We start from the raw sequence: 14,423 nt of genomic DNA, 5'->3' as shown, positions 1-14,423 counted from the left end.
CCTGCGCGTGTTGTCCGATATTCGTCGGCTCACGCGGGAAGCGCGAGCACACACTCGGCCCACACCGTCTTGCCCGGACCGCCGGACCGGAGGTGCCAGTCCCAGCGGTCGGCGAGCCCGGCGACGAGAAGCAGTCCCCGGCCGCCGGAGTCCTCGGCGCCGGGAAGGCCGAGGGCCTCCGGCCGGGGCGGCAGTCGTTCGGCACGGGTGTCGGTGACCTCGACCCGGACGGTCCGCGAGTGTGCGGTTGCCCGGAGAAGCAGATGGAAGTCCCGGCCGGACACATGACCGTGCTGTACGGCGTTGGCGGTCAACTCGGCGAGGACCAGCACGATCGCGTCGTGCGGACAGGTGTCGTACGGGATCCCCCAGGCGTCCAGCCGGTGCGCGGCGAGCCGTCGGGCGAGCCGGGCGCCTCGGGGCGTGGAGGTGAACCGCATCTCGAAGGTGTGGTCGAGCAGAGAGTGAGGAGCGGTCAAGTAACCGCTGGGGCTGCCGGACTTGTTCGTCATGCCGACCACGGTCGCGGTGGTGGCGTAGCGTTACCAGTCGTGACGCACCGACGCGGACCGGTTGTACGCACGATGTCGGTACGAGTACGGGACACGCGGCGTGACGACGCTCCGGGGCGGGCGTTGGGCCAGGGAGGCGGTAGTGGTGACCAACGGTACGGGCACGGAAGCGGTGGAGCCGAGTGGGGAGCACGACGACGACACCGGAGGGCAGGCGGCGGCGGACAAGGCCGGGCAGGGTGTGGTCACGGCGTTCGGCCAGAGCATGAAGACCCTGCGGGTACGGGCGGGCATGGAACGCGACGAGTTCGGGCGCCGGCTGGGTTACTCGGCCTCCACTGTCGCGTCGTTCGAACAGGGCCGGAGGATTCCGTCACCGAGCACCATCGAGCAGGCGGACAAGGTGCTGGGGGCCGACGGGCTGCTGACCCTGTGGACGGACCAGGTGGAGCGGGCTCAGTATCCGGTGTTCTTCCAGGGGATGGCGGCCCTTGAGAAGAAGGCCATTGAGCTGCTCTCGTACGACACCCTGGTGGTCAAGGGGCTGCTACAGACCGAGGAGTACATGCGGGCGCTGCTCGCCATGCGTCGTCCCCCTCTGGACCAGGAAACCATCGAGCAGCGAGTGACCGCACGGCTGGCCCGGCAGGACATCTTCGATCGGCGGCCCGCGCCGTTCCTGAGTTTCGTGATGGATGAGTCGGTACTGCGGCACCGGTACGGCGGCAAGGAGGTGCTGCGTGGACAGTTGGAGCACCTCCTCCTGATCGGGCAGCAGCGGAACGTCGAGATCCAGGTCATGCCGACCGAGTGCGAGGACAACGCGGGCGTGAACGGGCCGTTCACGGTCGTCACGCGCAAGGACGGCAAGAAGTTCGTGTACGTCGAGGCACAGCAAACCAGCACCCTGAAGACCGACCCGGAACAGACGGTGATGGCCGCCGCCCGATATGGGATTATCCGATCGCAGGCTCTCAGTCCGCGAGAGTCCTTGGAGTTCATCAAAGGGTTGCTGGGAGAGCTATGAACAACGCTGAGTCCTCGGCCGTCACGTCCGACCTCGCCTGGTTCAAGAGCAGCTACAGCGGAACCGAGGGCGGCGACTGCGTGGAGATCGCAACTGGTACGGGAGTTGTGCACGTCCGGGACTCCAAGGCCGCAGCCGGACCGGTTGTCCGCGTGTCGCGTGAGGCGTGGGCCGGGTTCGTCGGGGCGGCCTGACGGACGCGCGCTGCTACCTCGGCAGATACGGGCTCGGCTTGCCGGACCACGACACGTAGAGCTCGTCACGGGCCCGGGTGCAGGCCACGAACAGCAGGCAGCGCTCCGCCAGCAAGTCGGCCTCGTGCTGGAGACGGTCGACATCGGACGGAGTCACCGCCTTGGGGAACGGCATGGCTCCGTCGTGCACCCCTATGACAGCGACGCATCGGTATTCCAGGCCTTTGAAGGCATGCATGGTGCCGACACTCACCGCGTCCGAAGCGACCTGCGTGTCCCCGCGCAGGCGGACGGCCGGGATACCGGCCGCCGAGAGGGCCGCAACAGCCTGGTCGCACGTCTTGTTGAAGCGAGTGCTCACACCGATCTCAGCCGCCGGAACTCCACTGTCCAGCCAGCCACGGACCCGCGTGACCAGCGCGTCCAGTTCGGCGCCTTGGGAAGGCGCCTCGTAGGTCTCCGGCCCCTGGCCGTGCAGCGCCGAGCGGTAGCCGAGCAGCGTTTCGTGGTGGCTGTCGTCCGCCAGTTCCTCGAACGGGCGCCCGTGGAGGAGTGCCGTGGACCAGCTGAGGATCTCGTGCGTGGAACGGTAGTTCCTGCGCATCTTCGTCGAGCGGCCGGCGACCTTGATCCCGATGGTCTTCAGCGACACCCGGGAGTCGTAGATGCGCTGATGCGGGTCGCCCGCGATGAACAGATCGTCGGGCCGCGCGGGGGCGGCGGCACGCAACAGCCGCCACTGCGCGGGATGCAGGTCCTGAGCCTCGTCGACGATGACGTGCCGGTAGGTCGGCCCAGACGCCTCCAGCAGATCGGCCGCCTCGGCGCAGGTCCCGAGGTACGTGCGCAATCCGTCCACCGCGAGACGGCTCGTGAACTCCTCGACCGTGCGCCACACCGAGGAACGGCCCCTCACAGGCAGGGCGCTCCCCCGCCCCTTCCGCTCGGCGGCCTCGTACTCCTCGCAGGTGCGGAGGTTCTGGGCCAGGATGACGTGCTTGTACTCCTGTGCGAGGAACTGAGGGGTAGCGGTGAACCCAGCAACCGTTGCAGCCTGCTCCCAGCGAGCCTGCTCCTCGGCGCCGCGCAGTGGCCGCCGCGAAGTCGACACGACACGGCCCGCGAAGGCGTCGACGGTCATGATGTCCACCCGGTCGCGCAGCTCCTCGTCCTCGACCAGGGCGGCGACGAGCGCGTTGGTGTACGTGGTCAGCAGGACACGGTCTCCCTCGCGCAGGTGCCGCAGCAGATGGCGTACGCGGTGCAGCGCGACCACGGTCTTGCCGGTACCGGGGCCTCCGGTGACCTGGGCCGGCCCGGAGTACGAGGCTCGGTAGGCCACCTTCTGCTGGGAGGGGTGCAGGAAGACGCGCCAGGCCGCGAAGGGCTTGTCAAGGATGTCGCGGAGCTCGTCCGAGGCGCTGACGAGGGCGATCCGGGTACGGGAGCGGTGAATGGCGGTCTCGTAGTCGGTGGTGTCGACCGGCTCGGCGGACCGGTCGGCCAGGTTGACGGCGACCACGTCGCGCCACACGTCCTCCACCGTGAATCCCGCGGCCAGGTACTCCAGTACCTCCCGTTGGTCCTGGGGAAAGAGCGGTGCGAACACCTCGAGCTGCTCCGGTGTCGTCAGAGCACGGGCCTGACGGAGAGTGGTGCCGTCGACGCCGAGGGCTGCGAGATCCCCGTCGGAGAACTTGGCGAAGAGCCGCTCCTCGGGGGCGGGCGCGATCAGCTCGTAGGCCGGGGTGAGTTCGTCGAGCATGGCGATGTCACGGATCTCGACGGCCTGGGTGACCGTGTTGATGCTCGCCTTCTGCTTGACCGCCCAGGCGATGGCCTTGTCGTGCGGCATCACCCTCAGCAGGACGTAGGTGTCCCCGCTCTCGGGGGCCAGGACGACTCCGCGGGTGCCCTGGTCGATACGGATGGTGCGGATATGGGGATCACGGGCCTGCTTGAGGGACTCCAGTTTCAGGCCCGGGTCCTTGAACAACTGGTCCAGCGTGAGCCGCTCGAACTTCTGCCAGGCGTCGAAGACGCCTTCTTTCACCGAACCCTGAAGCTTGCCGAGTTGGGCGCAGAAGGCGATGTCGAAGGCGAGGCGGGGCATGGGCGGATCTCTCCTCACTCACGGTGCGGGGAGCGCCACCGTCGCGCCCCGCCTGGCTTTCGTCAGTCGCGCACGGACGGCGTCGGTGCGTCCTCGTCCGGCTCTTCGAGTTCACCCAGGGTCCGCCAGGCGAGAGCGGCAAGGGTTTCACCGGAGGCGGTCACCCAGCGGGCGGTGCCCTGGTTGGCCACGGGCCGCTCTTTCCACTCGGCCAGTTCCCACATGCGGGTGATCAGACCGGACGGTGAGTACTGCTTGCCGTCCGCGCCCCAGAGAATCGGCTTGGTGCGGTGGTTGGTCCAGGTGGCGAGACTGCGCTTCTGGTTCTGTGCCAGCCAGTCCCGAAGTGCCTCAGCCTCCAGCGGATAGGCCGTAGTGAGAGTGAGCGGGGTGCCCTCTTCGAGTACTGCCTTGTCGACGAGGACGTGGACCGCGTTGGGGCGGCGGGGCTTGCGCTGCGCCGGTACGCGACGGTACTTGTCCGGCTTCGGCCGGGCTCCCTGCGTGGTGGGCGTCTGAAGCACCTGAGCGACCACTTCCCGGCATCGGACGACGTCGGCGCACACGGCCTGGATCCGCGAGCGGTCGGTGTAGAGGTCGTCGATCGCGGCAGCGACCGCAGGGAGCAACTCCGCGACCAAGTGGGGAACCCGCGCCACCGCTTCTGTCGCCCACTCCAGCGTGGGGTCCGGTTCGTCGATGGCTTCGGTGTCGAGGCGACGGAAAACGAGGTGGGAAATCAGGTACGTACCGTGCTCGGAGAGAGCAGCGCCTCGTCCTTCGTATCGGGAGCGAAGCTGGTGCAGGCTACGCCGTACGGACCGCAGTACCTGCACCGCGTTCCAGAGCAGGTAGGCACCCGGCTGCGGTCGGAAAAGCATGTCGTAGATGCCTTGCGAGCCGCGTTCCCACAAGACGTCTAGGGTGGTGGCCATCCGCGCGGAGTACTGGCTGTCGGGATGGGCGCATGCGAGCGCGCACGCTGCCTCGACCACCGAGCAGCCGGTTTCCTCGGGCGGGTCCAGCTCACTGCGGCGGACGCTGTACTCCAGCCCGAGCTCCGCCCGCATCTCCTCCAGGATCGCGGCCTGGACCGGGTCGAGTGCAATGCGGTCGCGCGGTCCGACACTGTTCTGACGGTTCGTGGCGTCCGTGGTATCCCTGGCGAAGTCCTCGCGCTTGCCGGTGACGATGATGCGCACGCCGATCTGGGCCTCGGCAGCGGTCACGCCGACTGCCATGGCCTCCGCGACGGACCGGACGGTCTGCGCACCGTTCACCACACTGGCGTTGTGCAGTGTCAGGGTCAGCGGCCGGTGCTGCGGCGCGAGCATGCTCTGGTGGGCCTTCTCCACCGCGTCGCACAGCACGGTAATTCCGTTGTTGAAGTACCAGAAGTGGGCCGGTTCCTGGGTCAGGGTCTCGATCAGGGCGTTGTTGATCGAGGTGCGACCGAGCGGGTTGCGGATGTTGAGGTTGAACAGGTTTGATCCGCTCTTGGCCCATTCTGCGATCTCCTCCGCCATGACGACGCCCTGATAGGACTCGTACGGGGAGCTGATCCCGAACCACGGGAAGAGTGTGGCGCTGAGTCGGACCGGTTCGGGTGCGAGGTCCTTGCGAACCGACGCCCACACCTCCGGTGCCAGAATGATCCTGTGGTCGAGGCGTTCGCCGTAGCGGTTGAACGCCTGCTCCCCCGTGACCAGGCCCTGGCGGAATCCCTCACCCGGCTCGTCGGGGCGCATCAGGACCACGACCTGCGTGATGGGCACCGGCCCTCGGTCCATGACGGACTTCGCGTACTCGGCCAGCTGACGGCCTCGCGGGTTGAAGGGGGCGAAATCCTCGTCGTCGATGAGGCGTAGGCCGGCGAAGAGTTCGAGTACCGCCTTCCGGTCGGCCGCCGCTCGCCCCTCCGGGCTCCACTTTCCCTGCACCAGGTACACGTGCGGGTTGGGCCCGTCCACCACCGCGATGGCGTCGATGCCCTGGTCGGCGTGGCCGTCGATGACAGTGGCGGCGGCTTCCGCGGGGCTGAAACCGGTGACGATCCGTACCGCCTGGGCGGTCAGCGCCCGGGACACAAGGCGCGGCTTCCGCTGATCCTCAGACATTCCGTCGAGATCGCCGAGCTCCAGCAGGCTGCTGTAGACGCTCTTCAGGGCATTGCCGACCTGGCGCACCTGGGTGTCCATGTTCGGGACGGCTCCGGCGGCCTGTTTGGCATTCATTTGTTCGTTCCCCTCCCACAGATCGGCCCTGCCGGCGCATGTCCCGGCCTGCTCAACCGATCGTCTTGATCGTGCCATTCAGCCGCCGGTCAGGCGTCCGGTTCGTCCAGGTCCAGCCGGATCAGCGTCAACGCCTCCGCGATCTCGGCCGTCATCTCGTCGTGCGGCCCGAAGACCACGCACAGGTCTTCGTACAAGGGCTCCAGGATGTGTCTGGCCTCGCTTGTGCGTCCCTGCGCGAGCAGCAGCATCCCGATGTCGCGGCGCAGTTCGACGGCCTCTTCGCTGACGTCGCCGTCGACGGACCGTACGACGCCCAGCACTCCCTGCAACGCGGCGAGCGCCTCCGTCACCTGGCCCAGTTCGGCGCGGCAGCGTGCGGCCTGGGCGCGGCAGGCGCGGGCCTGTTCGCCGGTGGTGCCGTTGATACGGCCGTAGGCGTCGGCGAGCGCGTCGAACTCGGGCAGGGCGGTGCGGTAGTCGCCGCCCAGCAGCCGGATCGCGGCCCGCTGGGTACGCAACTCCAGGACCTGTCGGCTCTCGGAGCCGAGCACGCGGGCGGCCGGCTCGATGATCTCGCCGAGCACCTCAGCGGCCTGCGCGAACCGCTCCTCTTCGAGAAGGGCGTCCGAGTGCGCGTACGCCTCCTTGATCTCCTCACGGAGCGCGCCCGGCACCGGAGCGGGCGCGGCCTGTGCGGGCGGCTGTCCGTCTGTGGCCGGGACGCGCGGCCCGGCCTGGGCGCGGGCGCGCGGCGCGTACGGGTTGCGGAAGAGTCCGGTCGGGTCGGGCACGCCGGTCGGCCCGGCCCCGTCCGGTGCGGGTGACGCCCCGGGCGGCGGGAGGAACGGCCGCAGACGCTCGTACACCTCCTGGATGTCGGCGGGCCGCGCTTCCGGCGCCTTGCGCAGCAGGTGCAGGACGAGTTCCTCCAGTGCGGACGGGACGTCCGGGCGCAGCTCGCGCAGCGGGGTGGGAGCCGCGTTGACGTGCTGATACATGAGCAGGTACTCGCTGTCCGCCGTGAACAGGAGCCGCCCGCTGAGCAGTTCGTGCAGGATGCAGCCGAGTGCGTAAAGATCGGTCTGCGGGGTGATCCGCCCGCCGCGCACCTGCTCCGGCGACATGTACTGGTAGGTGCCGATCGGTGTACCGGTGGCGGTCAGTTTCGTCACGTCGGTCCGCAGGATCGCCGCGATCCCGAAGTCGAGGACCTTAACGGTCCCTTCCCGGGTGACGAGGATGTTGCCGGGCTTGAGGTCACGGTGAATCGCCGGCACCTCGTGCGCGTACGAGAGCACGGTCGCCACCTGAGCGACGACGGCTGCCGCCCAGGCCACCGGCAGGGGGCGGCCAGGCTGGATGTACGCGGACAGCGGCACCCCGTCGACCAGTTCCATGACGAGGAACAGCCGCTCGAGGGAGTCGTCGAGGACCGCGTCGTACACCTGCGGGACGCCCGCGTGCTGGATTCGCGCGGTGATCCGCGCCTCGCGCCGGAACCGTTTGGCGAACTCCTCGGCGAGCTGCGGCGACGTGACGGCCTGCTGCCGGATCAGTTTCACGGCGACCGGCCGGTCGAGCACGGCGTCATAGCCGCGCCAGACGTCACCCATGCCGCCGTGGCTGAGCTCCTCCAGGAGTTCATAACGTCCGGCGATTCTCTGCTGCGGCACCTTGCCCGCCCCCGTGGTGTCCTTACGCCGGCACGTGCTTGTGGTGGTGTCGGCCGGCCCTGTATGCCGGGCACAAGTTTTGCGGGCGGGAGGATCTTCCGTCCAGGAAGGCGGGCCGGGTTCCGCTGTTATGGCTGAGATACGGCCCTACCCGCCCCCTTTCCACCTCAGCCCTCTTCGTCCACACCCGCCTCACGGCGGATCATGCGCCACGCGGCGCGCCGTGCGCTGCGGTCCAGGTTGGACTTGAAGTTCCGGTCGGCGCCGAAGTACTGGCGGCCCATTCCGGCGATGGTGTCGATGTGGTCGGCCATCTTGTCGGCGAAGACCTTGTCGAAGACCTTGCCGAAGTTGTCCTCGTCGTTGACGAGGGCCGCGGCCTTCACCTTGGCGTCGGCCCTGGCCTCGTTGAACGGCTTGGCGAGGTCCTCCTCGGTGAAGTCCGTGCCGAACTTGGCGTTGAACTTCTCGATCAGCTCCGACAGGAGCGACTTCTCCTCCTCCTTCGCGCCGCCCTTGCCCTCGCCGAATCCCGGCATCAGCGCCGGGCCCTCGGCAGTGAGCGACACGTCGTGCTCGCCGGTCTTCTCCACCCTCAGGTGGCTGAGGTCCACGTCGCCTATGTCCACGCCTCCGTCGGCGCGACCGCGCAGCCGGGTGAGGAGGTAGCGGCCGTAGAGGTGCAGGCGCTCCAGGTCGGCGTCACGGTAGGACACGATCTGGGCGAGGAAGCCGTACTTGCGTACGTAGTCGTTCAGGTCGGCGCGGAAATCCTCGGCCGTCTTGACGTCGTCCTCGTCCTCGTCGTTGTCGCGCAGCGCCTCGTACCGGGTGACGGCCGGGGAGAGGAGCCGGTACAGCTCGGCGTGGAGCTTCTCCCAGCGGGCCTGCGACCCGGCGGCCTTGTCCTTCGCCTCGAAGTAGGCGTCTGCGAACGCGTCCATCTCCGCTTCCGAGATGATCGGTGCGGACATGACCCGGCTCTGCGCGGTGTAGAGGAGGTTGGGGTCGGAGGGGAGGGTCTGAGCCTCCTCAAAATACGGGCGGAAGGCTTCCTTGATGTCCTCGGCCTCGTTGACGAAGTCCAGGACGGCGAGGTCGCCCTGTGCCTTGCGCTCGGCGGTGCGGTTCAGCCGGGAGAGGGTCTGGACGGCGGAGATGCCGGTCAGCTTCTTGTTGACGTACATCGTGGTCAACAGCGGCTGGTCGAAGCCGGTCTGGTACTTCTCGGCGACCACCAGGATCTTGTACTCCTGCTGCCCCTTCGCGCCGGCCTTCACGGCCTTGTCGTCGGAGCGGGTGTAGCCGAACGCCTTCGGCAGCGCGCTCTCGGCGATCCCGCCGTTCTCCTTCGGCTCGGTGGTCTCCTCACCGTCGATGGTGAGCGAGCCCGAGAAGGCGACCAGGACACCAAGGTCGGGGTACTTGGTGTCGAAGTCCCGGTCCTTGATGTAGCTCTTGATGGCCCGCGCCATCTGGACGGCGGACTGTCGGGAGGCGGTCACGACCATCGCCTTCGCCCGCCCGCCGAGCCGTCCGCGGGAGTGACTGACGAAGTGCTCGACGATCACCTGCGCGTGCTGGGAGACGGTCGAGTCGTGGGTGAGCGCGTGCCGGGCGAGGAGCGGGTTCGCCTTGGAGGGGTCGACCTCCCTCTCGTCCGGGTTCTTGTTCACCAGCTTCCAGTACGTGTTGTACGTGACGTAGTTGCGCAGGGGATCGAGGATGAAGCCCTCCTCGATGGCCTGGCGCATGGAGTACGTGTGGAAGGGGCGGTAGGTGACCTTGCCGTCGATCTGCTCGGGGGTGCCGAAGAGTTCGAGGGTCTTGGATTTGGGGGTGGCGGTGAAGGCGAAGTAGGAGAGGTTGGCCGCCTTGGACCGGTCTTCCGCCCTCTTCATGAGCTGCTCGGTGACGGTGAGGGTGGTCGCGCCGGGGTCCTCCGAGTCCGAGTCCAGACCGAGATCGCGCAGGGCCGCGCGGACGGCCGTGGCGGCGTCGCCGGACTGGGAGGAGTGGGCCTCGTCGAGGATGATCGCGAAGGTCGTGCCCTTGATCTCGGTCGGGTTGCGCTGGATGTAGTCCAGTAGCGCCGGGAACGAGTGCAGGGTGACGGTGACGATCTTGCCCGTGTCGCGGGACAGGGCACGGGCAAGCTGCTCGCTCTTGGCGCCGTGCTTCTCGTCGATCTTGACGACCAGTCCATCGGTCTGCGAGAAGCTCCCCACTGTCTCCCGGAGTTGGGCATCCAGGTTCCGGCGGTCGGTGATGACGATGACCTTGTCGAAGACGGGTTCGCCGGGCTTGATGAGACCGGCGGACAGGGCCTCGGTGTTGAGGGTGCGCGGGTCGGTGTCCGCGTGCAGGTCGGAGAGGCGGTGGGCGAGCCAACCGATGGTGTTCGACTTCCCGGAGCCGGCCGAGGCCATGATGAGGTAGTCCTGCCCGGCGCCGTGAGTGGCGGCGTGAGCGGTCAGCTTCTTGACGACGTCCCACTGGTGGAAGCGCGGGAAGATCGTCGTCTTCGCCGTCTTGCTCTTCGGCTGGTGCGCGAACCGGTGGAGCAGGTCGAGCCAGTTGTCCGGCTCCCAGACCTGCTCCCAGAGGTACGAGGTCGAGTATTGACCGAAGGCAGCGGGGGCGGGGTTTCCGGCACCGCCGGGGCGACCGGGGCCCTCTGACCCGGTGTTGAACGGAAGGAAGCGCGTGTTCTTCCCCTTGAGCTGGGTGGCGACGAAGACGACATCCGGGTCAACGGCGAAGTTCGCGATGACGCGACGCGTGAAGATCAGCTCGGTCGGGTCGCGATCGGTCCGGTACTGCTCCTTGGCGGACTCGACCCCCTGGCCGGTGAGGGGGTTCTTCAGCTCGGCCGTGGCGATGGGGATGCCGTTGAGAAAGAGCGCCAGGTCGAGCTCGTTGCCCCGGTCCGCCTGCTTGGTGGCATAGCGCAGCTCGCGGACGACGGTGAGGCGGTTGGCTCGGTAGCCGTCGAGAACGGACTCGTCGGGAACGAGGTTCGGCTTGAAGTAGGCGAGGCGGAGGCGGACGCCACGGTCCTTGACGCCGTTGCGCAGGACATTGAGCAGGCCGTCATCGCTGATGGCTTTGTCGAGACGCCTGGCGAAACCGACCTTGGTCTCGTTCAGGTTGCCGTAGACCGTCTGGAGCTCGTACCACTCGTCCGGCTGGGACTCCTTGATGAAATCGAACAACTCGTTGGTGTCGAGCCCGAGATCGGCCGTGTAGTTCTGGGGCGGCACCTCACGCCATCCGCGGCCGCAGAGGGCGGCGACTATCGCGGCGCCGAACACGGACTCGTCGTGGATGGGGCTCATACGGTGACTCCGTCCGTTACGTTGCGTCCGCTGGCGGTGGATACGTCGAATTGGCCGGTTACGGCGGCGGTGATTAGGGCTTGGCGGCGCTCGGCGAGAAGGTGTAGCTGATGCCTGACGAGGTCGATCAGGCGGGCGGTCGAGGCAGCGGACTCGTCGACCTCTCGCACCAATTTCATTTGTTGATCACGAGACGCTCGCGGTACAGGCCAAGCCTTAATGTCTTCACCTCGAAGCTTGACCATGGACTGTGACGACCCACGCGCAACTGACTCGATGAAGGAACGGACACGCCCACTCAAACCCACTTGAGCGATAAAGTCGGCGCTTACGTCTTCAGCGAGACCAACCCGGTAGATCAGATCAGGCAGGAGAAGTCTTTCGACTTCATCGCCCACGACGGCAACATCACCGACGAGATTCGGCGTGTTGGCGCGGGTCACCAGTAGGTCCCCACGTTTGATCAGATACGAAGAATTCGGCGTAACGCCATCCGGAAGCCGTTTATGCTCCACGGCAATGAAACGGCCACGCTTCACGGAACTCAGCTTCAACACCCCCCAATCATTGGGGTGCTGGCGAGGAACGGCATCACACTGGGGACTCTCCCCTTGTTCGATCCGAGTCGTGAACCTACGCAGGGGGACCGTTCCCTCTGCCTCGAACAGAGCCTCTACAAGCCCATCTCGCACTGCATTTTCGCGCTCACTAAGGCGATCAGCGAGCACACGCAGGAGTGTAACGATTTGGTCGATCCTCGCCGTCTCAGCGTCGAGGAAGTCGGCAATGCGACGCTGCTCCTCACATAGAGGAAGCATCACCTTCAGCGAACGAAGCCAGTCGTTATCAATTTCGACCTGGTTGGGCCTGACCCCGCGCGAGAGCGAGGCGAACTCGGCCGTGTATACGCCCGAACGGAACAGCCAGTTCAGAAAACGGGGTTCTTCACCGTGGGTGGGACGAAAACAGATGTAGTGACCCGAGACGATCCCGCGAAAAGGAGAGATGCCAACTGCACCTTGCCATGCCTTCATACGGTTCACCACTAGCCAGCCAGGATGCACGAGCTGGTAAATGCTTCGATCCAGCGCCGCCTTGTTGAAGTTGTCGTCACGCCCCTCACGCTTGACCACACCATGCTCGCGATACACGCTCAGGAGAGCTTCATCCGGATGGTCAATGTCCTTCACTCTTTCGAACATCGACCATAGGGGAGCTGCTCGCCATGAGGATGGCCACGTGACGGGGGAGCCATCAGACAGGCGGTTCTCGGCGATGCCACTCACTCTGCCACCTCACTCAGCAGCCCCTGAATCTCCGCCTCCAGAGCCTTCAACTCCGCGTCGATCTCTGCCAACGGCCGCGGCGGCTCATACACATAGAAGTGCCGCGTGAACGGGATCTCGTACCCCACCTTCGTCTTCGTATGGTCGATCCACGCATCTGGCACATGCGGGTGCACCTCCCTCTTCAGGTACTCCTCGACGTCCTCCCCCAGAGGCACGTTCTCGTAGTCCCGCAGCTCCCCGTCTGGCTCCGACTCACCCCTGACGAGTTGCACCTCGCCCTCCGGGTCCCGGACACCCACCATGTCCCGTACCGCCTTGGCGAACGGCGCGCCCGCCGGCCAGAGCAACCCAGCCGCCACCACCGCGTCCTTCAGCGCGATCAGCGCCTCCGACTTCGTCGCCCATGACGAGCCCGTCAACGTACGCACCGCGCTAACGAAGGCGTCCGCGTCCGCCAGTTTCTGGACCGGCTTCGCCGCCGCCAGTGCCGTCAGCGTCTCCTCCGTGACCTCGAAGCGCAGCTTCAACGGTCGCTCGACCGTGACGCGCTGGTAGCCGAAGGCCTCGTTGTCGAAGACCTTGACCTTCCCGTGGAGCGGGTGCTCCGGGTCTGCCGCCGCGCCGATCGCCTCCCCGTACAGCCGCGTCACGTCCGCGATGTGCTGCTTGCCAAGCTCCTTGCGCTTGTCGCCCAGCGACTTGCGCATCTTCTGCCACTGGTCGCGCGCATCCAGAAGCACGACCCTCCCCTTATGATCCGGCGCTTTCCTGTTCGTCAGGATCCAGAAGTACGTGGAGATACCGGTGTTGTAGAAGAGCTGGTCCGGCAGGGCCACGATCGCCTCAAGCCAGTCGTTCTCCAGGATCCAGCGGCGAATCTCCGACTCACCCGATCCAGCCGCGCCCGTGAACAACGGGGAGCCGTTGAAGACGATCGCGATGCGCGAGCCCCCGCCCCCATGGACGTCCACCGGCTTCATCTTCGAGATCATGTGCTGAAGGAAGAGGAGCGAGCCGTCGTTGATACGCGGCAGGCCCGCGGCGAAGCGGCCGGCCTCGCCCAGGTGCTCGTGCTCGTACTCGACCGCTTCCTTGACCTTCTTCCACTCCACGCCGAACGGCGGGTTGGCCAGCAGGTAATCAAACTTCTCCCGCTTGTGGCCGTCGTCGGAGAAGGAGTTGCCGTAGGCGATGTTCTCCGGGTCCTGGCCCTTGATCATGAGGTCGGACCGGCAGATCGCCCAGGACTCGGGGTTGAGTTCCTGCCCGTACACCTCGACCGTGGCGTCCTCGTTGTACGCCCTGATGTGTTCCTCGGCTGCGCTGAGCATTCCTCCGGTGCCGCACGCCGGGTCCATCACGGTACGCACCACGCCCGGCAGGCTGAGCGCGTCCCCGTCAGGCGCGATCAGCAGGTTGACCATGAGCTTGATGACCTCACGCGGGGTGAAGTGCTCACCGGCCGTCTCGTTCGACTGTTCCGCGAACCGGCGGATCAACTCCTCGAAGATGTAGCCCATGTTGTGGTTGGGCACCTTCTCGGGGTGCAGGTCCAGGTCGGTGAACTTGCCGATGACCTTGTAGAGCAGGTCGGCATCGTCCAGCTTCCTGATCTGCTGTGCGAACTCGTACTTGTCGAGGACCTCGCGGGCGTTGTCGGAGAAACCGGCCACGTAGATCTGGAGGAGTTGCGCCGTGTTCTGCGGATCGGCGGCGATCTTCTTCAGGGTGAGATCGCTCTTGTTGTAGAAGGAGTGTCCCGAGGCACGGCGCAGGAAGTGGTCCGTGTCGATGTCCTGGTCCTCGAAGCGAGCGACTTCCTCGGCGACCTTCTGACGAGTCGGCTCCAGGACGCATTCCAGTCGACGCAGCACCGTGAACGGCAGGATGACCTTGCCGTAGTCGGACTGCTTGTAGTCGCCGCGCAGGAGGTCGGCGACGGACCAGGCGTGGTTCGCCAGCTCCGTGTGCTTACTGCTGTTCAAGGGATTCCCCGGTTTCCTTCCGAACCCTCCCGCCCAACGGAGCGGGTGCGGACAA

Annotated in this window: 9 protein-coding genes; 2 read left to right on the top strand and 7 right to left on the bottom strand. The window is 66.5% G+C overall.

Features of this window, described 5'->3' with window-relative positions:
- Positions 1-29 precede the first annotated feature (29 nt).
- Complete coding sequence (locus ACFPIH_RS11810; protein ID WP_381174118.1) at positions 30-512, bottom strand: ATP-binding protein; 483 nt, start codon at positions 510-512, stop codon at positions 30-32.
- 145 nt (positions 513-657) lie between these two features.
- On the opposite strand from ACFPIH_RS11810, the gene ACFPIH_RS11805 reads away from it, so the two are divergent.
- Together ACFPIH_RS11805 and ACFPIH_RS11800 are read left to right on the top strand one after the other, a co-directional pair.
- Complete coding sequence (locus ACFPIH_RS11805; protein WP_381174116.1) at positions 658-1,539, top strand: helix-turn-helix domain-containing protein; 882 nt, start codon at positions 658-660, stop codon at positions 1,537-1,539.
- Positions 1,536-1,733 (top strand): DUF397 domain-containing protein, encoded by a 198-nt coding sequence (locus ACFPIH_RS11800; protein ID WP_381174114.1) that lies wholly within the window; start codon positions 1,536-1,538, stop codon positions 1,731-1,733. Before ACFPIH_RS11805 ends, ACFPIH_RS11800 begins: the two co-directional genes overlap by 4 nt.
- Positions 1,734-1,746: 13 nt before the next feature.
- Here the strand turns inward: ACFPIH_RS11800 and ACFPIH_RS11795 are convergent, their stop codons facing one another.
- From ACFPIH_RS11795 to ACFPIH_RS11770, 6 genes are all read right to left on the bottom strand, one after another.
- Complete coding sequence (locus ACFPIH_RS11795) at positions 1,747-3,846, bottom strand: UvrD-helicase domain-containing protein (protein WP_381174112.1); 2,100 nt, start codon at positions 3,844-3,846, stop codon at positions 1,747-1,749.
- Positions 3,847-3,908: 62 nt separating this feature from the next.
- A complete protein-coding gene (locus ACFPIH_RS11790; RefSeq protein ID WP_381174110.1) occupies positions 3,909-6,080 on the bottom strand; it encodes an AIPR family protein in 2,172 nt (723 codons plus the stop codon).
- Positions 6,081-6,169: 89 nt separating this feature from the next.
- Positions 6,170-7,756 carry a serine/threonine-protein kinase gene (locus tag ACFPIH_RS11785; RefSeq protein ID WP_381174108.1) on the bottom strand — a complete coding sequence of 529 codons (1,587 nt, stop codon included), beginning with the start codon at positions 7,754-7,756 and terminating at the stop codon, positions 6,170-6,172.
- A 167-nt stretch (positions 7,757-7,923) separates the two neighbouring features.
- Complete coding sequence (locus ACFPIH_RS11780) at positions 7,924-11,094, bottom strand: type I restriction endonuclease subunit R (protein WP_381174106.1); 3,171 nt, start codon at positions 11,092-11,094, stop codon at positions 7,924-7,926.
- On the bottom strand, positions 11,091-12,284 hold the full coding sequence (locus ACFPIH_RS11775; protein WP_385876703.1) for a restriction endonuclease subunit S: 1,194 nt from the start codon (positions 12,282-12,284) through the stop codon (positions 11,091-11,093). The genes ACFPIH_RS11780 and ACFPIH_RS11775 overlap by 4 nt, the downstream gene beginning before the upstream one ends.
- A gap of 92 nt (positions 12,285-12,376) precedes the next feature.
- On the bottom strand, positions 12,377-14,368 hold the full coding sequence (locus ACFPIH_RS11770; protein WP_381174101.1) for a type I restriction-modification system subunit M: 1,992 nt from the start codon (positions 14,366-14,368) through the stop codon (positions 12,377-12,379).
- Positions 14,369-14,423: the final 55 nt, after the last annotated feature.

Origin of the sequence: Streptomyces vulcanius (assembly GCF_042653945.1) — a bacterium.
Taxonomy (GTDB): Bacteria; Actinomycetota; Actinomycetes; order Streptomycetales; family Streptomycetaceae; genus Streptomyces; species Streptomyces mangrovi.
Note: the sequence above shows the minus strand (reverse complement) of the source record. Positions and strands in the feature narration are given on the sequence as shown.

What these genes read in the sequence shown, in the direction of transcription:
- ACFPIH_RS11810 (WP_381174118.1), bottom strand. Translation starts at nt 512, where the DNA reads ATGACGAACAAGTCCGGCAGCCCCAGCGGTTACTTGACCGCTCCTCAC.
- ACFPIH_RS11800 (WP_381174114.1), top strand. Translation starts at nt 1,536, where the DNA reads ATGAACAACGCTGAGTCCTCGGCCGTCACGTCCGACCTCGCCTGGTTC.
- ACFPIH_RS11795 (WP_381174112.1), bottom strand. Translation starts at nt 3,846, where the DNA reads ATGCCCCGCCTCGCCTTCGACATCGCCTTCTGCGCCCAACTCGGCAAG.
- ACFPIH_RS11790 (WP_381174110.1), bottom strand. Translation starts at nt 6,080, where the DNA reads ATGAATGCCAAACAGGCCGCCGGAGCCGTCCCGAACATGGACACCCAG.
- ACFPIH_RS11780 (WP_381174106.1), bottom strand. Translation starts at nt 11,094, where the DNA reads ATGAGCCCCATCCACGACGAGTCCGTGTTCGGCGCCGCGATAGTCGCC.